Genomic DNA, 24605 nt, shown 5'->3' on the forward strand with positions numbered 1-24605 from the left:
GGATCAATACTCCATCGCGCGGCGCAGCGCGGCCACAAGGCGCGCGGGGCCGGGAAAATAATCCCATTCAAAAGCGTGCGGATAGGGCGTGTCCCAACCGGCCACGCGCTCGATGGGGGCTTTCAGATGGTCAAAGCAGCGCTCCTGAACCAGCGCCGACAATTCGCCGCCGAAACCGCCAAAGCGCGAAGCCTCATGCAGGATTACGCAGCGCCCGGTCTTGCGCACCGAGGCCACGATGGCCTCGATATCGAGCGGCACCAGCGAACGAAGATCGAGCAGTTCGGCATCCACCCCGGCCTCCTCAATGCCCGCCAGCGCGACATGGACCATCGTGCCATAGGCCAGCACGGTAATGTCGCGCCCCTCGCGCACCACCGCCGCCTTGCCCAGAGGCACGCGGTAGAGCCCCTCGGGAACCTCCGCCTTGGGATGCCCCGCCCATGTCTTGAGCGGCCGGTCGTGATGCCCGTCAAAGGGACCGTTATAGATCCGCTTGGGTTCGAGAATGATGACCGGATCATCATCCTCGATCGCCGCGATCAGCAGGCCCTTGGCGTCATAGGGATTGGAGGGCACCACCGTTTTTAGCCCCACCACATGGGTAAAAATCGCCTCCGGGCTCTGGCTATGCGTCTGGCCGCCGAAAATGCCGCCGCCATAGGGTGTGCGCACCGTCAGCGGCGCCCAGAACTCGCCATTCGAGCGATAGCGCAGCCGCGCCGCCTCGCTGACCAACTGGTCAAAGGCGGGCAGGATGTAATCGGCAAACTGGATTTCCACCACCGGGCGCAAGCCATAGGCCCCCATGCCGATGGCCGTGGCGATAATGCCGCCTTCGGCAATGGGCGTGTCGAAACAGCGCGTCAGCCCATGTTTGGCCTGAAGCCCGTCGGTCACGCGGAACACCCCGCCGAAATAGCCGACATCCTCGCCAAAGATCAGCACATTGGGATCCCCGCCCAGTTTTTCGTCCAGCGCATTGTTGAGCGCCTGAACCATGTTCATCACCGGCATGGCGTCAGACCCCCATTTCGCGGCGCTGTTCGATCACGCGCCAGTCCGGCTGCTTGAACACATCCTCGAACATCGAGGCCAGTTCGGGCTTGGATTTGCCCAGCGTGCCGATGGCTTCGCCCGCGCGAACGGCGGCGCGCACTTCATCCTCCAGCGCGGATTGCAGGGCCGCATGGCGCTCATCGTCCCACTCGCCCAGAGCGATCAGATGGCCTTTGAGCCGCTCTATCGGATCGCCCAGCGGCCATTGCAGCGCCTCGTCGGCGGGGCGGTATTTGGCCGGATCATCGGCGGTGGAATGACCCGAAGCGCGATAGGTGAACAATTCGATCAGGGTCGCCCCGAGATTGAGCCTTGCCCGCTCCGCCGCCCATTGCGTCGCCGCCCAGACCGCCAGAAAATCATTGCCGTCCACCCGCAGCCCCGGAATGCCATAGGCCAACGCCTTGGCCGCAAAGGTGGTTTCATTGGCCCCCGCGATGCCGGAAAAGCTGGAGATCGCCCATTGGTTGTTGGTCACGCACAGGATCACCGGCGCGCGATAGACGCTGGCAAAGGTGATCGCCTCGTGGAAACCGCCCTCCGCCGTGGTGCCTTCGCCCACATAGGCCAGTGCGATCCGATCATCGCCCTTATAGGCCGAGGCCATCGCCCAGCCCACCGCATGGCCAAACCGGCTGCCCAGATTGCCCGAGATCGAATAGAAGCCGTAATCACGGGCCGAATAAAGGATCGGCAATTGCCGCCCGCGCAACGGATCGCCCGCATTGGAAAAGATCTGGTTGACCAGATCGAGCAGCGGATAGTTCCGCGCCATCAGCCAGCCCACCACGCGATAGGTGGGAAAGCACATGTCACGCGCGCCCAGCATCAGCGACTGCGCCACGGCAATCGCCTCCTCGCCGGTGGATTTCATGTAAAAGCTGGTCTTGCCCTGGCGATGGGCGCGAAACAGGCGGTCATCAAAGGCGCGCGTCAGCATCATCGCACGCAGGCCCCGATGCAGGATATCGACATCCAGATGCGGGTCCCACGGACCGACCGCATGATGGCCATCATCCAGCACGCGGATCATGCCAAAGGGCATGTCGCGCATGGTCGGCTCGGCGGCATCGACATCGGGCCGCGCGGTTTCGCCGGCCTTGGGCAGCTTCATTCCGCCAAAATCGGGGTGGTCGCCGGGGCGGGCCGGGGGCTCGGGGATATGCAGGGTGAGCCGGGGTTGATTATCCATGTCCTCTCCTTGGCCTGTTGTCCCGTGGCGCGCTTTTCCTGCGGCCTTTCGGGAATTTCAGCTTCTTTCCGGAAACGTTTCGCCGGTCTGTAGCGACGGCGAGATCGAGGCAAATTCCTCCTTTTTCAGGGCTTGGAGAGGGATCAGATGCCTATTCCAAACGCCTGTCAACGGGGTGTCCGAAACAGGCAAAACGGGCCTCAATCGCGCCCTGTCGGCAAAGCGGCCCCTTCCGCTCGCGCAATAATATTACGCGCCTGCGCCAGATGTGGTGCGTCGATCATTTTGCCGTCGAGAATCAGTACCCCCGCGCCGGGCGCCTGCGCAAAGGCGGCGACAATCGCGCGTGCCTGTTCGACCTGCTGCGCGCTGGGGGTAAAGGCGGCGTTGATGATCGGCACCTGATCGGGGTGCAGCGCCATCATCCCGGTAAAGCCATCAAAGGCCCCCCGCGCCGCATAGGCCGCCAGCCCATCAAGGTCGCGGATCGCGGGATAGACCGTCTCGATGGCGGCCACCCCGGCGGCATGGGCGCCAAACAAAGCCATCGACCTCACCATTTCAAAGGGGGCCGTATAGGAGCCGTCGGGCCGCCTGCTGCCCATCGCGCCGATGGCGGCGGGCAGATCCTCCGCCCCCCATGTCAGGCCGCACAGATGCTCGGCCACCTCGCCATAGGTGCCAAGGCCAAAGACGGCCTGCGGCGTCTCGGTGGCGATGGGCAGGATCGGCACCCCCGGCGCGAGAGCCGCCAACGAGCGGACAGTCGCGGCCCCCAACGCCTTGGGCAGGACAAGCCCATCCGCGCCATGGGCGGCGGCCAGATCAGCCTCCAGATAAGGACTGTCCATGGGGTTGATCCGCACAAAACGGGCGACATCGGCCGGGGCGCTCAGATAATCCGCCACCGCCTCGCGCGCCCTGGGTTTGGCGGCGGGCGCGACGGAATCCTCCAGATCAAGGATGATCGCATCGGCCCCGCTCTGCGCCGCCTTGGCGAAACGTTCGGGCCGGTCCCCCGGCACAAAGAGCAGCGAGCGCAGCCTCACGCCGGTCTTTTATGCAACAGCGCGGCGCGCAAACATTGGCAGACCATCTCGTCACGCTGGTTCCACAATTCATGGCGGAACGTCACCAGCCCGGCATGGGGCCGCGACCGGCTCTCGCGCCATTCCACCACCTCGGTGCAGGCCCGCATCGTATCGCCCAGAAAGACCGGTTTGGGCATCACCACCCGGTCATAGCCCAGATTGGCCACCAGCGTGCCCAGCGTTGTCTCCCCCACTGTCAGGCCGATCATCAGCGCAAAGGTGAAAGTGCCGTTGACGAGGATCTGGCCAAATTCGCTGGCCCGCGCGGCCTCGGCGTCAATATGCAATGGCTGGGGATTATGCGTCAGGGCCGAAAACAGCAGATTGTCGGTCTCGGTCACGGTGCGGCGGATCGGATGGTCGATGCGGTCGCCCACCTCCCATTCCTCGAAATAGCGGCCGCTCATGCAGCCTCTCCTGCGGTTATACGCACCAACAGCATCCCCTCGCGCACCTGCGCCCCTTGCGCAAAGGGCATTTCCTCGACCACCCCGTCAAAGGGCGCGGTCAGGCCATGCTCCATCTTCATCGCTTCCAGCGTCACCAGCTTCTGCCCCTTGCTCACCTTCTGGCCGGGGGTGACATGGATGGCGATGATCGTGCCCGGCATGGGGGCCAAAACCGCCCCGTCGCCCGCCGCCGCCGCACCGGTCGCGGCGGCGCGATAGGGCCTGACCTCCCAGCTCTGCCCATGTTCGCTCAGCACAACGCGCCCGAGCGGGGCGCGGCAGATCGCTCCCTCGCGCGGGGCCACATCAACCTCGACCGCCTGCCCATCGACCATCACCCGCCCACGCCCCTGCCGCGCGCCATTCAGCCGGAAACCCGCCAAGGCCCCCGCCCCGCCCAGATCCGCCGCCGCCCTGTTCAAGGCCGCCGCACCGGGCAAAGGATCAGGCATCAGCGCATCGCCCGTCCGCGCAATCAGGCCGGTATCCATATGCCCTCCGGCGAAATCAGGGTGGTTCAGCGCTTTGACCAGAAAGCCCGCATTGGTCCGCAAGGGCCAGACCACCGCGCGGTCCAATGCGCCTGCCAGCTTGCGCCGCGCCTCGTCCCGCGTGGCGCCATGGGCGATCAGCTTGGCGATCATGGGATCGTAATAGGGCGTTATCTGCCCCCCTTGCGCCACGCCCGTATCGACCCGGACCCCATCGCCCGGATCAAAGGCATCAAGCCGCCCGATCGAGGGCAAAAACCCCCGCGCCGGATCCTCGGCATAGAGCCGCGCTTCCATCGCCGATCCTTTGATCGACAGATCCTCCTGCCGCTTGGGCAGCGCCTCACCCGATGCCACACGCAATTGCCATTCGACCAGATCGACCCCGGTGATCGCCTCGGTAACGGGATGTTCGACCTGAAGCCGCGTGTTCATTTCCATGAACCAGATACGGTCGGCGCGCAGGCCCTCGCCGGCGTCGGCAATGAATTCGACCGTGCCCGCGCCGACATAATCGACCGCGCGGGCCGCATCGACGGCCGCGCGGCACACCGCCGTCCGCGTGGCTTCATCCATGCCCGGCGCCGGGGCCTCCTCGATCACCTTCTGATGGCGGCGTTGCAGCGAGCAGTCGCGCTCGAACAGGTGGACGATGTTGCCATGGCGGTCGCCAAACACCTGCACCTCGATATGGCGCGGACGGGTGATGAATTTCTCAATCAGCACGCGGTCATTGCCGAAAGCAGCCATCGCCTCGCGCCTGCATGAGGCCAGCGCATCGGCAAATTCGGCAGGACCGACCACCAGCCGCATCCCCTTGCCGCCGCCGCCCGCCACGGCCTTGATCAGCACCGGATAGGTGATCTTCGCGGCCTCGCGCGCCAGATGGCCGTCATCCTGATCCTGCCCCAGATAGCCCGGCGTGACCGGCACGCCAGCCGCCGCCATGCGCGCCTTGGCAGCGTCTTTCAGACCCATGGCGGTAATGCTGGCCGGATCGGGCCCGACCCAGATCAGGCCCGCATCCATGACTGCCTGCGCGAATTCGGCGTTTTCCGACAGGAAGCCATAGCCGGGATGGATCGCCTCCGCCCCGGTTTCCAGCGCGGCGGCGATGATCCTATCCCCGCGCAAATAGCTCTCGCGCGCGGGCGCAGGGCCGATCCCCACCGCCCGGTCGGCCATGGCAACATGCAGCGCACCCGCATCGGCATCGGAATGGACCGCGAGGGTGCGGATACCCATCCGCCGCGCGGTGCGGATGATGCGGCAGGCGATTTCGCCGCGATTGGCGATCAAGAGCGAGGCGATCATACCCTCACATCCGAAACAGGCCGAATTGCGCGCGATCCGGGATCGGCGCATTCAGCGCGGCGGCCAGAGCGAGGCCCAACACATCGCGGGTCTGGGCCGGGTCGATCATTCCATCGTCCCACAATCGCGCGGTGGCATACCATGGGCTGCCCTCCTCCTCGTATTTGGCGCGGATAGGAGCCTTGAAATCTTCCGCCTCTTCCGCCGTCCATGTCGCCGCGTCGCGGTGGACGGTGGCCAGCACGCTGGCGGCCTGTTCGCCACCCATCACCGAGATGCGCGCATTGGGCCAGGTGAACAGGAAACGCGGCCCATAGGCGCGCCCGCACATGCCGTAATTGCCCGCTCCGAAACTGCCCCCGATCAGCACGGTGATCTTGGGCACGCTGGCCGTGGCCACAGCCGTGACGAGTTTGGCGCCGTGGCGGGCGATGCCCTCGGCCTCATATTTGCCGCCGACCATAAAACCGCTGATATTTTGTAGGAAGAGCAAGGGGATGCGCCGCTGGCACGCCAGTTCGATGAAATGCGCGCCCTTGATCGCGCTCTCGCTGAACAAGACGCCATTATTGGCCAAGATCGCCACCGGCATACCGTGAATATGGGCAAAGCCGCAGACCAAGGTTGTGCCGTAAAGCGGTTTGAATTCGTGCAACGCGCTGTCATCGACTAGCCGTGCGATCACCTCACGCACATCATAGGGCGCGCGGACATCCTGCGGGATGATGCCATAGAGTTCGGCCGGATCGTAACGCGGCGGCATCGACGGCTGGAGATTCACCGGCGCCTGATGCTGGGGCGCGAGCGTGCCGACAATATCGCGCAGGATGGTGATCGCGTGATCGTCATTGTCCGCCACATGATCGACCACGCCCGATTTGCGCCCATGCAGATCGCCCCCGCCCAGCTCCTCAGCGCTGATGATCTCGCCGGTTGCTGCCTGCACCAGCGGCGGCCCGGCAAGGAAGATGGTCCCTTGCCCGCGCACGATCACGCTTTCATCCGACATGGCCGGAACATAGGCACCGCCCGCCGTGCAACTGCCCATCACACAGGCGATCTGGGGAATGCCGCGCGCCGACATCTGGGCCTGATTGTAGAAGATGCGGCCGAAATGATCGCGGTCAGGAAAGACCTCGGCCTGATGCGGCAGATTGGCCCCGCCGCTGTCGACCAGATAGATGCAGGGCAGGTGGTTTTCGGCGGCGATCTCCTGCGCGCGCAGGTGTTTTTTGACCGTCATCGGGAAATAGGTGCCGCCCTTGACCGTAGCGTCATTGGCCGCGATCATCACCTGACGCCCGGCCACGCGCCCGATCCCGGCCACAATCCCGGCGCCTGCCACTTCGCCGCCATAGAGGCCATGGGCCGCCAATTGCCCGATTTCCAGAAACGGGCTGCCCGGATCGAGCAGGCGGTCGATCCTTTCGCGGGGGAGCAATTTGTCGCGCCCGACATGGCGTTGCCGCGCCGCCTCTCCCCCGCCCAGCGCCGCCGCTGCGACATCGGCGCGCAATTTTTCGGCCAGAGCGCGATTATGCGCCTCATTGGCACGGAAAGTCTCGCTCTCGCTTGTGATCCCGCTTTCCAGAATCATCGGCCGCGTCCGATCATTTCCTGGCCGATCAATTCACGCCCGATCAGCATCCGCCGGATCTCGTTCGTCCCCGCGCCAATATCGAGCAATTTGGCATCGCGCAGAAAACGCTCGACCGGCCAGTCTTTGGTATAGCCCGCACCGCCCAGCGCCTGCACCGCATCCAAGGCCACGCGCACCGCATTCTCGCTGGCCAGCAGGATCGCGCCCGCCGCATCATGCCGCGTGGTGCGTCCCGCATCGCACGCCCGCGCGACGGCATAGACATAGGCCCGCGCGGAATTGAGCGCGACAAACATGTCCGCCACCTTGGCCTGCATCAGTTGAAAGGCGCCGATGGGCTGGCCGAATTGCTGGCGCGTCCGCACATAGGGCAGGACCACATCAAGGCAGGCCTGCATGATGCCAAGCTGGATCCCGGCCAGCACCGCGCGCTCATAATCCAGCCCGCTCATCAGCACCTTGACCCCGCCATGCAGCGGCCCCAGCACATTCTCGCGCGGGACCTCGCAGCCGTCGAAGACCAGCTCGGCGGTGGGCGAGCCGCGCATGCCCATCTTGTCGATCTTTTGCCCGATAGAAAAACCCGGCATGGTCTTTTCGATCAGGAAGGCGGTGATCGCCTCTCCCGTCTTGGCATAAACCACCAGCGTGTCGGCATAGGCGGCATTGGTGATCCAGAATTTCGTGCCGTCCAGCACGAAACCGCGATCCGTTTCGCGCGCGCGAAGCTTCATCGAGACCACATCCGACCCCGCGCCCGCCTCGGACATGGCCAGAGCGCCGACATGCTCGCCCGAGATCAGGCGGGGCAGATAGCGCGCCTTATGATCCTCATTGCCCCATCGCGCGATCTGGTTGACGCACAGGTTCGAATGCGCGCCATAGCTCAGCCCGATCGAGGCCGAGGCGCGGCTGACCTCTTCGCAGGCCAGCACATGTTCGAGATAGCCCAGCCCCAGCCCGCCCCATTCCGGCGCCACCGTGATGCCATGCAGGCCCAGTTCGCCCATCGCGGGCCATAATTCCTCGCGCGGGAACCAGTCCTGTGCATCAATCCGCGTCGCCAGCGGGGCGATGCGGGCGGCGGCAAAACGCGCCGTCGTATCCCGGATCATCTGGGCATTCTCGCCCAGTGCGAAATCGAAATCGGCCATCACGGGCCTCTCCTGCGTTTATATCTTTACGCGGAGTCTATCACCGTTCCGGTTGTTTGCGATTTCTATTTCAGGGGCAAAAGCGATGGATTATTGCGGGAATCATTGATCTCTTGATGGAACCGGCACGATGATGAAATGGTCATGCACCGCGCGTGTGTCCGGCACATCCAGCTTGGCCTTGAAACCGGCCTGCAGCTCACGCAATTGCGACACCGGCATTTCCAGCACATGCTCATCAGGATGGCTCGAGGCCTCATGGCCATAATCGCGGCCCGGCGTTTGCGTCATCTCGATATGCGCGCCCAGCAAGGCGCGGACCCGATGCGTGGCGGCAAATTTCACCACGCGGTCCACGCTGGCCCGCGCCTCGTCCATGAAATTGACGGGCACATAGAGCCGCCCCGGATAAAGCGTATCCCCCGAGAGCAGGATCGCAAGGCGCGGATCGTAATACATGGCCGCCGCCTTTTGATGGCCAGGCGTCGGGATCACGCTGATGATGCGCCCGCCCAGATCAAGGCGGCCGATGCCATCGGGCCATTTGGCAATCCCAAAGAAGGCGGCAACATCGGCAGGCGCCGTGCCCACCACCACGGTATCGGGCCGATCGCGAAAGGCGGCGTCACCGGCGATATGGTCGCCATGGCTGTGGCTGTGGGCCACAACAAGGGGAATCGCCCGGCGGTGATGCGCGGCCAGCCAGCCCTGGATCACACGGTCCACCACCGGGCGGATCACGCCCCCCTGCGCGCCGGTATCGACCAGCAGGGCGCGATCATGGCCAAAAATCAGATAAAGAAAGGGCGCCTCGAAATTGGTCTTGACCGATTGCCGGATGACATAGGTGTCGCCATCCAGCGCCTGCACCTGCGCCACCGGTTCGGCATCCTGCGTGCCGTCGATCCAGCGCTCCTTGAACAGATGCGGCGCGGCCAGCGCCGGTGTGACGATCAATCCGGCCAGCGCCAGCGCCCAGCCCAGCGGTCTCAAGACGCCTGCCCCTTGCGCGCTTTATAGGCCTGGATCAGCGGCACGAAGGGGAACACCGTCTGCTCCCAGATCGACAGGCGCTTGCGGTCATCCTGCCCGACCACGCTGGCCTCGCCCTCGCGGAAAGTGCCGAACACGCGGTCCCAGATGATCAGCGAATTGCCGTAATTACAGCGCGTGTCCTCATAGGGGACCGAATGATGCAGGCTATGGTTGCGAATCGTGGTGAAGAAGAAGGCATAGAAGAAGGGCGGATTGGCGGCCACATTGGCATGAGCATAGATGGCAATCGCCGCATTGACCGAAATCGCGCAGAATTTGGCCGTGGGCGAGAAGTCGAAAAAGGCCAGCACGCTCAGACTGATAAGGAACAGTTCGATGGGGTTGCCCACCGATCCCTTCATCGCGTTCAATTGGGTAATATGATGATGCGGCGCATGGGTCAGCCAGAAGGGCGTCGAATTATGCATCAGCCGGTGCATCCAGTACTGGCCGAATTCGATGATCGCCATGACCGAGACGACCTGCACCAGAAAGGGCAGGCGCCCGGCCCAAGGCGTGGCGATGCCCAGCGCCTTCTTGGCCGCCATCAGCGGTTCTTCGGCCGCCACATTGGTCACCCATGTGATGACCGTTGCGCCCAGAATGACATAGAACAGGTCGGTGGCAAATTCGCGCCAGTCCATCCGCCAGCCCGGATGCCGCTCGAACAGGAATTCCAGCCCCAGCACGAAAGCGGTGGTGACCGAAGTCACCCAGACCAGCGTATATTCGTTGGCCAGCCACGCGGCCGGACCAAACATCCAGAAGCAGACAATGGCAACCAGCGTGGCGGGCGGCAGAAGATTGACGAGATGCTGTTTCATGACAGGCAAACCCTGATCCAATGGTCCAGAGATGCCGGGCCAAGACGATGGCCCGGCAAGGCAAATTCAGTAATGGAAGCGCAGGTCCACGCCCACCTTGCGCGGGGTCAGCACGCCTTGCGCGTAATAGCGCTCCACAACGCCGGTGCGGGTCTGGTTGTACGAACTTACATCATTGCTGATCGAGGTGATCGCATATTTGTCGAAGATATTGTCGGCAAACAGCGCCACATCAAAGGCGGGCGCATGATAGGTGACCGCCGCGCGATGCGTGACATAGCTGGGGATCACCTCACCATTGCCGCGCAGGCCGATGCGGGAATAGACATTGCCCTTGAACACGGCGGCCCAATTGGCCTCGATGCTGCGTCCCTCGCCCAGAGGATAGGTATAGGTAAGCTGCGCGCTGCCCGAATGTTTGGTCGATCCGGGCAGGCGGTCGCCCGCAAAGACCGGGTAGGCCACACCTTGGCTGACGACCACATTGTCGGCGTCCTGCGTCAGATGGGCGTCGGTATAGGAATAGGTGCCGTTGAACACCAGACGCGGGGTGATGCGGAATTGGCCGGAAAGATCAAAGCCCTGCGAAACCGCATCCTTGGCATTGACCGTCACGCCCACCGCACCGTTGACCGTCTGTGTATCGACCTGAATATTCTTCCAGTCGATATGATAGGCCGACAGCGTGAATTGCAGCCGCCGATCCAGCATCGAGGCGCGGATGCCGATTTCGGCATTGTTGGTCTTGTCGGGTTTATACAGCAATTCATTGGGATAGGCGCAGACATTCTGGCCCGGCGGCACATTGCCCGGCGAGAAGGTGCAGGGCGCCACGCGGTTCACATTGCCCGTGCGATAGCCGGTGCTGTAGGTGGCATAGACCAGCAGGTCCTTGCTGAATTTATAGGATGTGTTGGCCTTCCACACCACGCCATCGGCGCTGGTGTTGCCCGAACGGATGCGGCTGGGGTCGAACTGGATCAGCGGATAGGGCGTGCGCGTCAGGCCCCCGCCGAACAGCGGCGTATCGGTGCCGCCGGTGGCAAAGGCGTCATATTTGAAATAGCGCAAGCCCCCCGTCACCTGCCATGCGTCCGTCAGATGCGCGGTCGCCTCGCCGTAAACCGCCTTTTCCTTGGTCCGCGTGTTGACGAAGGAGATATATTCCAGATCGTCCGGGCGATAGACCCCGGCGAAATTGGCGAAACCGGGCGTATGCTCCTGATAGTTCCGATAATTTCGCAAGTTGTTGTAAAATCCGCCGATCACCCAGCTGATCGGCCCGCCATGGGATGAAACCAGCCGCAATTCGCCGTTGAACTGGCGATAATCCTCGTTGGTGTCATTATAGGACGAGAAGGAAGGAAACGCCTCATAACCGTAATTCAGGTCGAGCAGCAGGTCGGTGTTGTCGGCATGGGTTTTCAGGTTCTGGTTGGTGTAGGCGCCCGTCGCCACCACCTGGGCAAAGCCTAGGTTGAAATTGAATTCGGCGGCATAGAGATCGGCCTTGCGCGTGGTCGGCTCCAGATAGCGCCACGGGCCTTCATACTTGTCCGTGCCCAGAACGCCCGCGCCGGTCGCCTGCCGCCCCAGCGTCTTGGTGATCTGATGCGCATAGGTCAGATAGAGCTTGGCCGCCGGGCTGGCCTCCAGCAGCAACTGGTTGCGGGTGGTAAAGGTGCGCTCGTAATTCACTCCTTTGCGGAAGGTGAAATTGTTCACGTAATCGGTGGAATTGCCAAAGCCGCCCTGCGCCGCCGTGGTCCCGCGCACGGGCTGGGGGTCGGAAACGCCGGGGTTTTTCAGCAGATGGTTGTAGTTGATGAAGCCGGGATTGTCATAATAGCCCACCGTCGAGCGCAACGCGATATGATCGGCCAGAATGGGGATATTGACCGTGCCGTCGACATTGGCGCCGAAATCGGAACTGTGCGACTGGGCAAAGCCGCGCGCGTGGAGGTCCACGGTGAATTTGTCCGTCGTGGGCCGGTTGGGCATATAGCGCACCGCGCCCGCCAGCGTGCCAAGCCCATAGAGCGTGCCCTGCGGCCCCTGCAGCACTTCGACGCGGGAAATGTCGATCAGTTTGAAATCGAGATAGAGCGGGACCTCGCCCAGATAGACACCCACGGCCGTTTCGTAATTCGACCCCGTGGCGCTGGAATCAGAGGATGAAATGCCGCGCATCACGATGTTGCCGGTCGATTTGGGGCCGGTGTCATTGACCGTGATGCCCGGCGTGAAGGAGGCCAGCGCCTTCACATCGTCGATCCGCGCCTTGGCCAGCTGATCAGAGCCCAGCGCGCTGATGTTGATCGGCGCGTCCTGCAAGGTGGTCTGGCGACGCGTGGCCGTGACCACGATATCGCCGCCATTGCCCGGCGCATCAGCATCCTCGGCAAAGGCCGGAGAGGCCAAGACCGGAGCCATGGCGCCCATCAGAATGGTGGCGCCGAGCAATGTTCTGCGGGTCGATTTCCTGGTCACTTTGCCTCCTGTTGTGTCAAATGCCGATCAATCGGACGCATTTCTCCCTCGCCGCCCGACAAGGCGACGACAACGCGACCACCTTGTGGCCTGCCCTCAAGTATTCGATGCAAACTTGGCCTGTCGGTGATGCGCTTTTCCGCGTTGCAACATCATTGCCGACATTCTCATAACGCTATGGATATTACTTAAGCCGTCAAGCGTAATATTTCTGCGGTGTTTCAGTATGAAATCGCTTCTTGCCGCACTGCGGAAATCCGCGATTTCCCAACCCGACGCCGCTTTTTGAACCCCGGCGCCGCCTGCTGTTTTCCAGATGGTCCGCCGCGCCACTATGGCCGAATCGCAACACCTGTTATCCCTGTCCGCCGTCGGTCCGAATCGCGCCAAATCCAGCATTTCTGCCCGCTTTGGCCCTGTTCGCCCCGCCTTGAGACCCGCAGGGTTTACCCTCTTTTCGCCCTGCACCCTCTGCGCATTATTACGAACATGGGGTTTGGTAATAATGCGCTAGCCTCCCTCTCGACTGCGAAATTGCTGCAACGCAAAGGGGAAGCAAGCCATGTTCAGGAAGACCGGAAAAGCCGCCGCCATGGCAGGCGCCCTGCTTGCGGGCACCATGCTGCTCTCCTCCTGCTCACCTGCGGCCAAGGCGCCCGAGGCGCGCAAAGAATTCAACATCGGCTGGTCGATCTATGCCGGATGGATGCCATGGCCCTATGCCCAGCAGGCCGGGATCGTGAAGAAATGGGCAGACAAATACGGCATCAAGATCAATATCACCCAGGTCAATGACTATGTCGAATCGGTCAACCAGTACACGGCGGGCAAATTCGACGGCGTGACCGTGGCCAATATGGACGCGCTGACCATTCCGGCCGCGGGCGGCAAGGATACCAGCGCGATCATCGTGGGCGATTATTCGAACGGCAATGACGGCGTTCTTTTGAAAGGCGCGGACAATATTGCCGCGATCAAGGGCCGTTCGGTCTATCTGGTCGAACTGTCCGTCTCGCATTACCTGCTGGCGCGCGCGCTGGGCGAACATGGTATGGCGATGAGCGATGTTAAAACCATCAACACGTCCGATGCCGATATCGTGGGCACTTTCGGCAGCCCGCAGGCCACCGCCGCCGTGACATGGAACCCGCAATTGGCGGTGATGAAGGCCCAGCCCGGCGTGAAGGCGGTGTTCACCTCGGCCGATATTCCGGGCGAAATCCTTGACCTGCTGGTGGTGGACACGGCCACGCTCAAGGCCAACCCCAATCTGGGCAAGGCGTTGACGGGGATCTGGTATGAGACGGTTGCGCTGATGAAGCGTCAGGATGCGCAAGGGAAAGCGGCGCGCGCGGCCATGGCCAAGCTGGCCGGTTCTACGCCTGAGGTCTTCGACAACCAGCTCACCACGACCTATCTCTACGACCAGCCCAAGGCGGCGGTGGCAGCCACGACCGATCCCGCGCTGATCACCACCATGACCCGCGTGCGCGATTTCAGCTTCTCCAAGGGCCTGTTCAAGGGCGCGGCCAGCGCCGATGCGGTGGGCATGTCCTTCCCGGGCGGCAAGGTGCTGGGCGATCCGGCCCATGTCACGCTGCGCTTCGACCCCAGCTATATGGCGATGGCCGCCGACGGCAAACTCTAAGCCCTGCGGGAGATCGCGCGATGCGCTGGGTAAACCGTCAGATTTCGCGCAGCGACAGGCTGTTATGGGGCGCGGCTCCCATCCTGCTGCTGGTTTTGCTCTATATTTTCGCCGCCGCCGGGCGCCACGCGGAGAATCCTTCGGACAAGATCCTGCCGCTGCCCTCCGGGATGGCACAGGCAATGTCCTCGCTGATCTTTGAGCGCGACATGCTTTCGGGCCAGTATCTCTTCTGGGCCGATACGCTGGCCAGCCTGCAACGGTTGGGTCTGGGACTGGGGATTGCCACGCTGGTGGCGCTGGTGCTGGGGCTGCTGCTGGGGGCTTTGCCGCCGGTGCGCGCGGTGCTGGGGCCTTTGGTCACGGCGATTGCGGTGATCCCGCCGATTGCCCTCTTGCCGATCCTGTTCATCGCGCTGGGCCTTGGCGAAACGGCCAAGGTGGCGCTGATCGCCATCGGCATCGCGCCGGTGATGCTGCGCGATATTGCCGGGCACGTTGCCGCCCTGCCGCGCGAACAGGTCATCAAGGCCCAGACGTTGGGCGCGGGAAGCTGGCAGATCCTGATCCGTGTCGCCCTGCCCCAAGCCCTGCCGCGCCTGTTTCAGGCGGTGCGTCTGGCGCTGGGTCCGGCCTGGGTGTTTCTGATCTCGTCGGAAGCCATCGCCTCGGATGTCGGCCTTGGCTACCGCATCTTCCTCGTGCGGCGCTATCTCTCGATGGATGTGATCATCCCCTATGTGGCGTGGATCGCGCTGCTGGCCATTGCGATGGATGTCGCGCTGACGTGGGGCTTGCGCCGCTGCTTTCCCTGGGCACAAGGAGCCAACCATTGAGCACGCTCCTCTCCTTGCGCGACCTGTGGGTCGAATATGGCGACAAGATCGTTCTGGAAAAGGTCGATCTGGACATTGCCGCAGGCTCCTTCGTTTCGATCATCGGCCCCTCGGGCGCGGGCAAGAGCAGCCTGCTGCGCGTGATCCTGGGGCAGGAAAGCCCGACGCGGGGTACGATCATGCTGGACGGCGCGCCGCTGGCGCCTGAATGCGGGCCGGATCGCGGCGTGGTGTTTCAGCGCTATTCGGTCTTTCCGCATCTGACGGTCCTGCAAAACACGATGTTCGGGCTGGAATGCGCAGGCTCGCCGCTGCTCGCCCGCCTGTTCGGCGCGGCCCGCGCCAAAGCGCGCGCAGAGGCCACCGCTATGCTGGAGGCCGTGGGCCTTGGCGACAATCTGCACATTTACCCTGCGCAAATGTCGGGCGGGATGCAGCAGCGTCTGGCCATTGCGCAGGCTCTCATCAAGCGCCCGCGCATCCTGTTGCTGGATGAACCCTTCGGCGCGCTCGACCCCGGCATTCGCGCGGATATGCACGGCCTCATCACGCAATTGTGGCGCGAATTTGGCCTGACCATCATCATGGTCACCCATGATATCCGCGAGGCCTTCTCGCTCGGCACCCGCGTGCTGGCGCTGGATAAACGCCGCCACGACCCCCACGCTCCCCACCGCTTTGGCGCCACGGCGGTCTATGACCTGCCGCTTCGCCCGCGCGAAGAAGAAACGGGCCACCGCGAGGAGATGGAAGCATGAACCCTCCCTCAACCCTTGCCAGACTCAGCATGAGCCTGCCCGCCGAACTCTCGCGCAAGCTCGACATGATGGTCGAGGAGCGCGAACTCCCCTCGCGCTCGCAGCTTATCGCCGAACTGATCCGCCACGCTCTGGCCAAGCATGAGAGCCTGACTCGCCCCGACGAGATGCTGGCAGGGACCATCACACTGGTCTATCGCGGCGACCGGGGCCGGGTGCGCCACCAACTGGCCCAGACTCAGGCCGATTACCTGACCGAGGTCATCTCCTCGCAACACGTCTTTCTCGAACAGGACCAGTCGCTTGAAGTCCTGCTGGTGCAAGGCCCTGCCGTGCGCCTCAAGGATCTGTGCGATGCGCTGCGCCGGGTGCGCGGCGTGCATCAGCTCGAACTGGTCACCACCACCGCCCTGCTGCCCCCGCTTCATGCCGATGGCGCAGCATCCGACCAAGCCCAACGCAAGGGAGCGGCAGCATGACAGACATTCCCGCAAACACTCTGGCCAATCCTCTGGCCGCCCGCGACCATGCCCGCGCCATGGCGGGCACCGTGGTCGAATCCATGCCGATCCTGCCCCCGCATGCCGATGACCTGCCCGCAGGCGTCACGCCGCAGGATCACCTCTGGGAGGAAACCATCGCGCCGGGCGGCTATGCCACACGCCATTTGCCGCGCGGCGCCCGCCTGCGCCTGATCGACACGCAGGGCGATGCCTGCGCCAGCCTGATGATCTTTAACGCGCAAATGCCCAGCGAACGGCTGAACGTGGCCGATACGGTCAAGGTCCAGTGGAACGCCTATCTTGGCGAGGGCAAGTTGCTGCTCTCCGACATGGGCCGGGTACTGATGAGCATCGAGGGTGATGAGGCGGGCACGCATGACTGCTTTGCCGGGACATCGAACGCGGCCACCAATGCCGCCAAATACGGCAACGGGGCGAACAGCGGCCCCCACCCCAATGGGCGCGACCGCTTCCTGCTGGGGGCGGCCAAGCATGGTCTGTCGCGCCGCGATGTCCACCCCTGCGTCAACCTGTTCAAGGGCACGCATATCGAAGAGGACGGCACGATCACCCCTATCATCGGCCCCTTTGCGCCGGGCCGCAGTGTGGTGCTGCGCGCGGAAATGGAGGTGATTGTGGTCATCGCCAACTGCCCCCATGTCCTCGACCCGCGCCCGGAATATTCGGTCACGCCCCTGCGCGCCAGCGCATGGCGCGGGCCGATCACCCCGCCCGAGGACCCCATCCGCAATGCGACGCCCGAAGGCCTGCGCGCCTTTGAAAACGTCGAAGATTATTGCCGTCGCTGAGCGAGGAACAGGCACCATGACGCAAGATCCCCACACCGCTGGCCTTACCGGCGCCATCCTCCATGACGCCATCGTCCCGGCCCGCGCGCCTTGGCTCCACACAATCCGCGCGGGCCAGACCCTGCGCATTGTCGATCTGGAAGGCAATCAGGCGGTTGATTTCCTGCTCTACAGCGCCGAGGACGACGCCGAGCGCTACAGCATGCAGGATACCGTCAGTGCACAGGGCAATCTGTTCCTGCATCAGGGCACGGTGCTGCGTTCCAACGAAGGCCGCGCGATGATGACGATTGCTGCCACCTCGGTCGAATATCACGACACGATCGGTGGAGCATGCTCGTGCGAATCCAATACTTTGCGCTATGGCCACCACACCAAATCGCAACATGCCTGCGTCGAAAATTTTCTTGAGGCCAATCTGACCCAAGGGCGCGGCAAGCGCGATATCGTCTCGAACATCAACTTCTTCATGAACGTTCCGGTCGAAGCCGATGGCTCGCTGGGCATTGTCGACGGCATTTCCGCGCCCGGCCTGACGGTCGATCTGCGCGCGGAGATGGATGTGATCGTGGTCGTTTCAAACTGCCCCCAGATCAACAATCCCTGCAACGCCTTTAACCCCACCCCCGTTCGGATGATTGTATCGGCATGAGCTTTGACACCGTCCTGATCGCCAATCGCGGGGCGATCGCCACCCGTATCATCCGCACTTTGCGCAAAATGGGCCTGCGCTCGGTTGCGGTCTATTCGCAGGCTGACGAGGCTTCGCTCCATGTGGCGCAGGCTGACGAAGCCATCTGCATCGGTGAAGGCAGGGCCTCCGAAAGCTATCTCAACATCCCCGCGATCATCGCGGCGGCGCAGAAATCCGGCGCGGGGGCGATCCACCCCGGCTACGGCTTTCTGGCCGAAAGCACCGAATTTGCGCAGGCATGTGCGGCGGCAGACATTGTCTTTATCGGCCCCACGCCCGACAATATCCGCAGCTTTGGCCTCAAACACAGCGCCCGCGCGCTGGCCGCCGCGCATGATGTGCCGCTGGCCCCCGGCTCGGACCTGCTGACCGATGAAGCGCAGGCTCTGACAGCCGCAGCGCAGATCGGCTATCCAGTCATGCTCAAAGCCACGGCGGGCGGCGGCGGCATCGGCATGCGCATTTGCGAGAATGACGAGGACGTGCGCGAAGGCTTTGCCGCCGTGGCCCGCCTTGGCATGAGCAATTTCGGCGATGCCGGGGTGTTCCTCGAAAGCTATATCCGCCGCGCCCGCCATATCGAGGTCCAGATCTTCGGCGATGGGCAGGGCCGCATCATGGCGCTGGGTGAGCGCGACTGCTCCTTGCAACGCCGCAACCAAAAAGTGCTGGAGGAAGCCCCCGCCCCCCTGCTGCCCGCCCATGTCCGCGCCGACCTCATCGCCTCGGCCATCCGCCTTGGTCAGGCGGCGAATTACCGCTCGGCGGGCACGGTCGAATTCCTCTATGATGCCGACCGCCAGAGCTTCTTCTTCCTAGAAATGAACACCCGCCTTCAGGTCGAACATGGCGTCACCGAGGAGGTGATGGGCATCGATCTGGTCGAATGGATGATCCGGGGCGCAAGCGGCGATTACAGCTTCCTCGACGCGCCCACGCCCGAACCCAAGGGCCATTCCATTCAGGTCCGCCTCTATGCCGAAGACCCCGGCCTCGATTATCGCCCCACCTCGGGCACGCTGACCGCCGTCACCTTCCCCGACAATATCCGTGCCGAAACATGGGTCATGGCGGGCACCGAGGTCAGCGTCTGGTATGACCCGATGCTGGCGAAACTGATCGTCCATGCGCCCACGCGCGCGGAGGCCGTGGCCGCGATGCAGACCGCGCTGGCCGCCACCCGCGTCGATGGGATCGAAACGAACCTGCGCTGGCTGCGCGATGTGGTGCGCCTGCCCGCCTTCACCAGCGGCGAGGTATCCACCCGCGCGCTCGATCAGGTCGATTTCCGCCCCCGCGCGATCCGCGTGATCTCCGGCGGCACGGCTACTACCGTGCAGGACTGGCCGGGACGGCAAAAGCTGTGGGCGGTGGGCGTGCCCCCCTCCGGCCCGATGGATGATCAAAGCTTCCGTCTGGGCAATCGCCTGATCGGCAATGCCGAGGGCACGGCGGGGCTGGAAGTCACCAACACCGGCCCGACGCTCAGCTTTACCGCACCCGCCACGATCTGCCTGATGGGCGCGGATTTCGGCGCCGCGCTGGATGGCGCCCCCATCGAGCGCGGCCAACCCATCGCGGTCGCCGCAGGCCAGACCCTCGCCATGGGCCGCGCGCGCGGCGGCGGGATGCGCGGCTATATCCTGTTTGCGGGCGGCTTTGACCTCGCGCCCTATCTGGGCAGCCGCAGCACTTTTGAACTGGGCCAATTTGGCGGCCATGCCGCGCGCCGATTGATGGCGGGCGATACGATCCACCTTGGCGATGAACCCATGTCAGCACCCCTGCCCTCCGCCGCGCCGCCCGAATTGCCGGGGGAATGGGCGATCCGCGTCCTCTATGGCCCGCATGGCGCGCCCGATTTCTTCACGCCCTCCGACATTGACACCATCATCGCCGCCTCATGGCAGGTCCATTACAACAGCAACCGCACCGGCGTGCGCCTTGTCGGCCCCAAACCGCAATGGGCGCGCAAGGACGGCGGCGAGGCGGGGCTGCACCCCTCAAACATCCACGATAATCCCTATGCCATCGGCGCGGTGGATTTCACCGGCGACATGCCGATCATCCTTGGCCCGGACGGTCCCTCGCTGGGCGGTTTCGTCTGTCCCTTCGTGGTGATCGCGGCGGACAGGTGGAAGATCGGCCAACTGGCGGCGGGCGACACTTTGCGCTTCGTGCCGGTCAGCATTGAGGACGCCGCCAAGGCCGACGCCGCGCAGCAGGCCTTGCTCTCCACCGGCACGGCCATGGCCAATACCCCCGCCCGCGCCATCGAGGCGCTCTCACCTCTTCTGGCCGAGACACCGGCAGCATCAGGCCGCCCCCGCACCACCTATCGCCAGCAGGGCGACCGCAACATCCTCGTCGAATATGGCCCGATCACGCTGGACATCGAATTGCGCATCCGCGTCCATGCGCTGATGACAGAGCTGGAGCGGATGAACGCCCCCGGCATCATCGACATCGTGCCCGGCATCCGCTCGCTGCAACTGCATTTCGACGGCGCGGTGATCGACCAGAAATCGGCCCTTTCCCTGCTGATCGAGGCTGAGGAGAGGCTGGGCGATCTGGCCGATTTCACGATTCCCAGCCGCATCGTCCATCTCCCGCTCAGTTGGCGCGATCCGGCGACCATCGAGACCATCGAGAAATACATGGGCGCGGTGCGTGACGATGCGCCATGGTGTCCGGACAACATCGAATTCATCCGCCGCGTCAACGGCCTGCCCGATGCCGCCGCTGTCGAGAACCTGATCTTCGAAGCCAATTATCTGGTGATGGGCCTTGGCGATGTTTATCTCGGCGCTCCGGTGGCAACGCCCGTCGATCCGCGCCACCGCCTTGTCACCACAAAATATAACCCTGCGCGCACATGGACGCCGCCCAATGTCGTGGGCATCGGCGGGGCCTATATGTGCATCTATGGCATGGAGGGGCCGGGCGGATACCAGCTCTTTGGCCGCACCATTCAGGTGTGGAACACCTATCGCCAGACGCAGGATTTCATCGAGAACAAGCCCTGGCTGCTGCGCTTCTTCGACCAGATCCGCTTCTATCCCGTCAGCGCGGAAGAACTGGCCGAATGGCGGCGCGATTTTCCATCCGGGCGGCGTGCGATCCGTGTCGAGCCCTCGCAATTCCGCCTCGCCGATTACCGCGCTTTCCTTGCCGACAATGCGCAAGGCATCGCCGAATTCGAGGCAAGGCGCGAGGCCGCCTTTGCCGAGGAACGCGAGGATTGGCAGCGCAAGGGCGAGTTCGATCGGGTTTCCAGCCTGAACGAGGAGGACGCCCCCCAAACCGCCGACATCACCCTGCCAGAAGGCAGCGAGCTAATTGAGGCGCCCTTTGGCGGCAGCGTATGGAAACTGCTGGTGGCAGCAGGCGATGAGGTCAGCGCGGGCGAAACCATCGCGGTCCTCGAAACCATGAAGATGGAATGCCCGATCGAAAGTCCGGGCAGCGGCACGATCGCCGCGCTCTACATGGCCGAAAAGCAATCCCTGCAACCGGGCGCGCCGATGCTGGCGCTGCGGAGGCACGCATGAACCGTCAATCCGCCACCAAGATCGCCGCCGCCATCCGCAGCGGGCAAACCAGCGCGGTGGAGGTGGCGCGCGAGGTGCTCGCCCGCCTCGCCGCCTATGACGCCATCCAGCCGCAGATCTGGATCAGCCGGGCATCGCCCGAAACGCTGTTGGCCGCCGCCGCCGCCATCGACGCGCGCCTGGCGGCGGGCGAGGATCTGCCCCTTGCCGGCGTGCCCTTTGCGGTAAAGGACAATATCGATGTGGCGGGGTTTGAAACCACCGCCGCCTGCCCGGCCTTTGCCTACCGACCCGCCGCTTCGGCCCCGGTGGTCGAACGCCTGCTGGCGGCGGGCGCGATCTGCATCGGCAAGACCAACCTCGACCAATTCGCCACCGGCCTTGTCGGCACCCGCAGCCCCTATGGCATCCCCCGCAACGCCTATAATCTGGCCTATGTCAGCGGGGGGTCGAGTTCGGGTTCCTCGGTGGCGGTGGCGGCCGGGTTGGTGGCCTTTGCGCTGGGTACGGATACGGCAGGGTCCGGCCGGGTGCCCGCCGCCTTCAACCATCTGATCGGCTTTAAGCCCACCAAGGGGCGGTGGAGCACTTCGGGCCTTGTCCCGGCCTGCCGCACCTTGGATTGCATCACGGTCTTTACCGATGATACGGCGGATGCCCGGCTGGTGGACGGGGTGGTCGCCGGTTTCGATGCCAGTGATCCCTATTCCAAACCCTTGGCCGACCGCCCCCGCGCGGCGCGGACCATCGGGGTTCCGCGCCGCGACCAACGACTGTTTTTTGGCGATGCGAAGAGCGAGTATCTCTACGATCGCGCGCTCGAAGCACTTTCCGCACAGGGCCGGATCGTCGAGATCGACATGGCCCCGCTGCAGGAGGCCGCGCAATTGCTCTATGGCGGCCCATGGGTGGCCGAGCGCAGCGCCGCCATCGCGGGCCTGCTGGCCGACAATCCCGATGCCATCGACCCCACCGTGCGCGCCGTGGTCGAACCGGGCCTCAACATCGGCGCGGTGGAGCTGTGGCAGGGGATCTATCGCCTCGCCGCGCTGAAACGCCATGCCGATCAGATGTGGGAAGAGGTCGACATTCTCGCCTTTCCCACCACCGGGACAACCTATCGCGTGGCCGAATTGGCCGCCGCGCCCATCGCGCTCAACAGCAACCTTGGCGCCTATACCAATTTCGTGAACCTGCTGGATATGGCCGCTCTGGCGGTTCCGGCGGGCGCACGCCACAATGGCACAGGCTTTGGCATCACGCTGATCGGGCCCGCCGATTGCGATCGGGCGCTGCTGGATGTGGCCGATGCCTATCTCGATGCCGCCGCTCTTCCCCCCATTCCACCCCTCGATCTGGAGGCGAAAATGCAGACCGTGAAACTGGCCGTTGTCGGCGCCCATCTCAAGGATATGCCGCTCCACTGGCAATTGACCAGCCGCGATGCCGCCTTCGTCGGAGCCTTTGAAACCGCGCCCAATTACCGGCTCTATGCCATGGCCGACAGCGTGCCGCCCAAGCCCGCACTGATCCATGCCGAAGAAGGCGCGCCGATCAAGGTTGAGGTCTATGAACTGGGCGTGGCCGAGTTTGGCAGTTTCGTGGTCGAGGTCCCCGCGCCGCTGGCCATCGGCACGGTGACGCTGGCCGATGGCAGCAGCGTCAAGGGTTTCGTGGCCGAACCGCGCGCGATTGTGGGGGCCACCGACATCACCGATCTGGGTGGCTGGCGCGCCTATATCGCCTCGCGCGCCTGAGGGGAGACGCTCATGAAAGCTTTGCTGCTTGCCGCCCTGATCGCCACGCCCGCTCTGGCCGAGCCGGTGGAGAAGGTCATCCCCGTCCCCGGTTTTGCCGATTTCATCGCGGTGGATGGCGCGACCGTGTGGACCACCAACCGGGGCCGGGTCGAACATTGGTCCGCGCAAAAGAAGCTGGCCGAAGTGCCCAGTCCGCGCCCCTGCGGTGGGATGAGCATCGCCCATGGTTCGCTGTGGTTTGCCGATTGCAAGGAAGGCGTGGTCAAGCGCGTCAGCCTGCACAAGGCCAAGGTGATTGCCAGCATCCCCACCGGCCTTGCCAATGGCAAGGAGGGCGAGTTGAACGTGGCGGCGGGCGCCGGCTCGATCTGGGTGGCCAGCGATGCCAAGGGCGAGATCAAGCGGATCGACGCCAAAACAAACAAGGTCATCGCCACCATCCCCACCGAGCCGGGCGCCTATTACCTTGCCTTCGGCTTCAACGCGCTTTGGGCGGTCAGCGCCAAGGGCAATCTGATCCAGCGCATTGATCCGGCCACCAACAGCGTGACGAAAACCACGCCGCTGGGCAAACAGCCCGGCTTCCTTGCCGCAGGCGAAGGCGGGGTGTGGGTTCAGGAACAGGGCGACGGCACGGTGGCACGCATCGATCCGGCCACCGGCGAGGTGTCAGGGCGAGTCAAAGTGGGCGAGGTGCTGAAATATGGCGATATCGACACCGGCGGCGGCAAGGTCTGGCTGCGCAGCACCGAGGATCAGACCTTTGTGGTGATTGATCCCAAGACGCTGGTCATCCGCGCCCGCGTCGGGCCGCTGGCGGGCAGCGGGGGCCTGCGTTATGCGCCGATAGGCGTGTGGACCACCGCGCATGACAAGCACACGCTGTCTTTCTGGGCCGATCCGGCCAAGATCGGGCAATAAGCGGGTGGAGCGCAGGCTCCACCCCACCCCTTATCGGGCCGAGGCCAGCTTGACCGGGCTGGCAGCGGCGGCCTGTCGGCGCTCGATCTGGGCGCGGACATCGGCCACGACCCCGGCGCGGCAGGCGCGAGACTGTTCCTCAAGCGCCAGATGCACACCGGCAAGCCGGTCGCCGCAAACGGCTGCTGCCGCCTGATCCAGCCGGATCGCCAGACGCTGCTGCCCGGCCACAGTGGCAAGGTCCAGACCGTTGAGGTGCAGCACCGCGCTGTCTCTGGCCAAGGGGTTTTCGCCGGGGGTCCCGGCCTGCGCCGCCGAAGCCCCGGCGGCAAGCGAGACGGCGGCCAGAGCCGCGAATACAATCTTCATCATCCACTCCTGCGCAATTTTTTGGGGCCGCTCTTTTGGCGACCGTCCTAAATTCAT

Annotated in this window: 21 protein-coding genes; 9 read left to right on the plus strand and 12 right to left on the minus strand. The window is 64.0% G+C overall.

The features are described 5' to 3' along the window. Nucleotides 1–3 precede the first annotated feature (3 nt). From FHW92_RS21595 to FHW92_RS21645, 11 genes are all read right to left on the minus strand, one after another. Nucleotides 4–1008 (minus strand): alpha-ketoacid dehydrogenase subunit beta, encoded by a 1005-nt coding sequence (locus FHW92_RS21595; protein ID WP_210428650.1) that lies wholly within the window; start codon nt 1006–1008, stop codon nt 4–6. A gap of 13 nt (nt 1009–1021) precedes the next feature. Beyond that, nucleotides 1022–2251, minus strand: coding sequence for a thiamine pyrophosphate-dependent enzyme (locus FHW92_RS21600; RefSeq protein ID WP_168605360.1), 1230 nt, complete (start codon nt 2249–2251; stop codon nt 1022–1024). Nucleotides 2252–2451: 200 nt separating this feature from the next. Continuing rightward, nucleotides 2452–3300 (minus strand): CoA ester lyase, encoded by an 849-nt coding sequence (locus FHW92_RS21605; protein ID WP_168605361.1) that lies wholly within the window; start codon nt 3298–3300, stop codon nt 2452–2454. Beyond that, on the minus strand, nt 3297–3749 hold the full coding sequence (locus FHW92_RS21610; protein WP_168605362.1) for a MaoC family dehydratase: 453 nt from the start codon (nt 3747–3749) through the stop codon (nt 3297–3299). Before FHW92_RS21610 ends, FHW92_RS21605 begins: the two co-directional genes overlap by 4 nt. Then, nucleotides 3746–5596: a biotin carboxylase N-terminal domain-containing protein gene (locus tag FHW92_RS21615; protein ID WP_168605363.1), complete on the minus strand. Its 1851-nt coding sequence runs from the start codon at nt 5594–5596 to the stop codon at nt 3746–3748. Before FHW92_RS21615 ends, FHW92_RS21610 begins: the two co-directional genes overlap by 4 nt. Before the next feature lie 4 nt (nt 5597–5600). Further along, the gene (locus FHW92_RS21620) at nt 5601–7193 is read right to left on the minus strand and encodes a carboxyl transferase domain-containing protein (protein ID WP_168605364.1); all 1593 of its coding nucleotides are present in this window, start codon (nt 7191–7193) and stop codon (nt 5601–5603) included. Continuing rightward, nucleotides 7190–8350, minus strand: a complete 1161-nt coding sequence (locus tag FHW92_RS21625; RefSeq protein WP_168605365.1) for an acyl-CoA dehydrogenase family protein — start codon at nt 8348–8350, stop codon at nt 7190–7192. The genes FHW92_RS21620 and FHW92_RS21625 overlap by 4 nt, the downstream gene beginning before the upstream one ends. A gap of 102 nt (nt 8351–8452) precedes the next feature. Beyond that, nucleotides 8453–9334: an MBL fold metallo-hydrolase gene (locus tag FHW92_RS21630; protein ID WP_246870355.1), complete on the minus strand. Its 882-nt coding sequence runs from the start codon at nt 9332–9334 to the stop codon at nt 8453–8455. A gap of 5 nt (nt 9335–9339) precedes the next feature. Then, nucleotides 9340–10209, minus strand: a complete 870-nt coding sequence (locus FHW92_RS21635) for a sterol desaturase family protein (protein WP_168605367.1) — start codon at nt 10207–10209, stop codon at nt 9340–9342. 66 nt (nt 10210–10275) lie between these two features. Next, the gene (locus tag FHW92_RS21640; RefSeq protein WP_310015414.1) at nt 10276–12699 is read right to left on the minus strand and encodes a TonB-dependent receptor; all 2424 of its coding nucleotides are present in this window, start codon (nt 12697–12699) and stop codon (nt 10276–10278) included. A gap of 96 nt (nt 12700–12795) precedes the next feature. Next, entirely contained in the window at nt 12796–13167 is a 372-nt protein-coding gene (locus FHW92_RS21645; RefSeq protein WP_210428640.1) for a hypothetical protein, read from the minus strand. A gap of 94 nt (nt 13168–13261) precedes the next feature. On the opposite strand from FHW92_RS21645, the gene FHW92_RS21650 reads away from it, so the two are divergent. The 9 genes from FHW92_RS21650 to FHW92_RS21690 are packed head-to-tail and all read left to right on the plus strand — an operon-like array spanning nt 13262 to nt 24179. Beyond that, nucleotides 13262–14347, plus strand: a complete 1086-nt coding sequence (locus tag FHW92_RS21650; protein WP_168605369.1) for a putative urea ABC transporter substrate-binding protein — start codon at nt 13262–13264, stop codon at nt 14345–14347. A gap of 20 nt (nt 14348–14367) precedes the next feature. Further along, nucleotides 14368–15183 (plus strand): ABC transporter permease, encoded by an 816-nt coding sequence (locus tag FHW92_RS21655; protein WP_168605370.1) that lies wholly within the window; start codon nt 14368–14370, stop codon nt 15181–15183. Then, the gene (locus FHW92_RS21660) at nt 15180–15941 is read left to right on the plus strand and encodes an ATP-binding cassette domain-containing protein (RefSeq protein ID WP_168605371.1); all 762 of its coding nucleotides are present in this window, start codon (nt 15180–15182) and stop codon (nt 15939–15941) included. The genes FHW92_RS21655 and FHW92_RS21660 overlap by 4 nt, the downstream gene beginning before the upstream one ends. Then, nucleotides 15938–16420, plus strand: coding sequence for a CopG family ribbon-helix-helix protein (locus tag FHW92_RS21665; RefSeq protein ID WP_246870347.1), 483 nt, complete (start codon nt 15938–15940; stop codon nt 16418–16420). Before FHW92_RS21660 ends, FHW92_RS21665 begins: the two co-directional genes overlap by 4 nt. Continuing rightward, entirely contained in the window at nt 16417–17253 is an 837-nt protein-coding gene (locus FHW92_RS21670; RefSeq protein WP_168605373.1) for an urea amidolyase associated protein UAAP1, read from the plus strand. The genes FHW92_RS21665 and FHW92_RS21670 overlap by 4 nt, the downstream gene beginning before the upstream one ends. Nucleotides 17254–17269: 16 nt before the next feature. Next, the gene (locus FHW92_RS21675) at nt 17270–17905 is read left to right on the plus strand and encodes an urea amidolyase associated protein UAAP2 (protein ID WP_168605374.1); all 636 of its coding nucleotides are present in this window, start codon (nt 17270–17272) and stop codon (nt 17903–17905) included. After that, nucleotides 17902–21498, plus strand: coding sequence for an urea carboxylase (gene uca / locus FHW92_RS21680; protein ID WP_168605375.1), 3597 nt, complete (start codon nt 17902–17904; stop codon nt 21496–21498). Before FHW92_RS21675 ends, uca begins: the two co-directional genes overlap by 4 nt. Then, the gene (gene atzF / locus FHW92_RS21685; RefSeq protein WP_168605376.1) at nt 21495–23255 is read left to right on the plus strand and encodes an allophanate hydrolase; all 1761 of its coding nucleotides are present in this window, start codon (nt 21495–21497) and stop codon (nt 23253–23255) included. Before uca ends, atzF begins: the two co-directional genes overlap by 4 nt. 12 nt (nt 23256–23267) lie before the next feature. Next, the gene (locus tag FHW92_RS21690) at nt 23268–24179 is read left to right on the plus strand and encodes a YncE family protein (RefSeq protein WP_168605377.1); all 912 of its coding nucleotides are present in this window, start codon (nt 23268–23270) and stop codon (nt 24177–24179) included. Nucleotides 24180–24209: 30 nt separating this feature from the next. Here the strand turns inward: FHW92_RS21690 and FHW92_RS21695 are convergent, their stop codons facing one another. Next, nucleotides 24210–24551: a UrcA family protein gene (locus FHW92_RS21695; protein WP_349237731.1), complete on the minus strand. Its 342-nt coding sequence runs from the start codon at nt 24549–24551 to the stop codon at nt 24210–24212. Nucleotides 24552–24605 lie beyond the last annotated feature (54 nt).

It is taken from the genome of Novosphingobium sp. SG707 (genome assembly GCF_012275515.1).
Lineage (GTDB): Bacteria > Pseudomonadota > Alphaproteobacteria > Sphingomonadales > Sphingomonadaceae > Novosphingobium.

Coding starts and splice junctions, on each gene's coding strand:
- FHW92_RS21595 (WP_210428650.1), bottom strand. CDS start 1,008: ATGAACATGGTTCAGGCGCTCAACAATGCGCTGGACGAAAAACTGGGC.
- FHW92_RS21600 (WP_168605360.1), bottom strand. CDS start 2,251: ATGGATAATCAACCCCGGCTCACCCTGCATATCCCCGAGCCCCCGGCC.
- FHW92_RS21610 (WP_168605362.1), bottom strand. CDS start 3,749: ATGAGCGGCCGCTATTTCGAGGAATGGGAGGTGGGCGACCGCATCGAC.
- FHW92_RS21615 (WP_168605363.1), bottom strand. CDS start 5,596: ATGATCGCCTCGCTCTTGATCGCCAATCGCGGCGAAATCGCCTGCCGC.
- FHW92_RS21620 (WP_168605364.1), bottom strand. CDS start 7,193: ATGATTCTGGAAAGCGGGATCACAAGCGAGAGCGAGACTTTCCGTGCC.
- FHW92_RS21625 (WP_168605365.1), bottom strand. CDS start 8,350: ATGGCCGATTTCGATTTCGCACTGGGCGAGAATGCCCAGATGATCCGG.
- FHW92_RS21635 (WP_168605367.1), bottom strand. CDS start 10,209: ATGAAACAGCATCTCGTCAATCTTCTGCCGCCCGCCACGCTGGTTGCC.
- FHW92_RS21650 (WP_168605369.1), top strand. CDS start 13,262: ATGTTCAGGAAGACCGGAAAAGCCGCCGCCATGGCAGGCGCCCTGCTT.
- FHW92_RS21655 (WP_168605370.1), top strand. CDS start 14,368: ATGCGCTGGGTAAACCGTCAGATTTCGCGCAGCGACAGGCTGTTATGG.
- FHW92_RS21665 (WP_246870347.1), top strand. CDS start 15,938: ATGAACCCTCCCTCAACCCTTGCCAGACTCAGCATGAGCCTGCCCGCC.
- FHW92_RS21670 (WP_168605373.1), top strand. CDS start 16,417: ATGACAGACATTCCCGCAAACACTCTGGCCAATCCTCTGGCCGCCCGC.
- FHW92_RS21675 (WP_168605374.1), top strand. CDS start 17,270: ATGACGCAAGATCCCCACACCGCTGGCCTTACCGGCGCCATCCTCCAT.
- uca (WP_168605375.1), top strand. CDS start 17,902: ATGAGCTTTGACACCGTCCTGATCGCCAATCGCGGGGCGATCGCCACC.
- atzF (WP_168605376.1), top strand. CDS start 21,495: ATGAACCGTCAATCCGCCACCAAGATCGCCGCCGCCATCCGCAGCGGG.
- FHW92_RS21690 (WP_168605377.1), top strand. CDS start 23,268: ATGAAAGCTTTGCTGCTTGCCGCCCTGATCGCCACGCCCGCTCTGGCC.
- FHW92_RS21695 (WP_349237731.1), bottom strand. CDS start 24,551: ATGATGAAGATTGTATTCGCGGCTCTGGCCGCCGTCTCGCTTGCCGCC.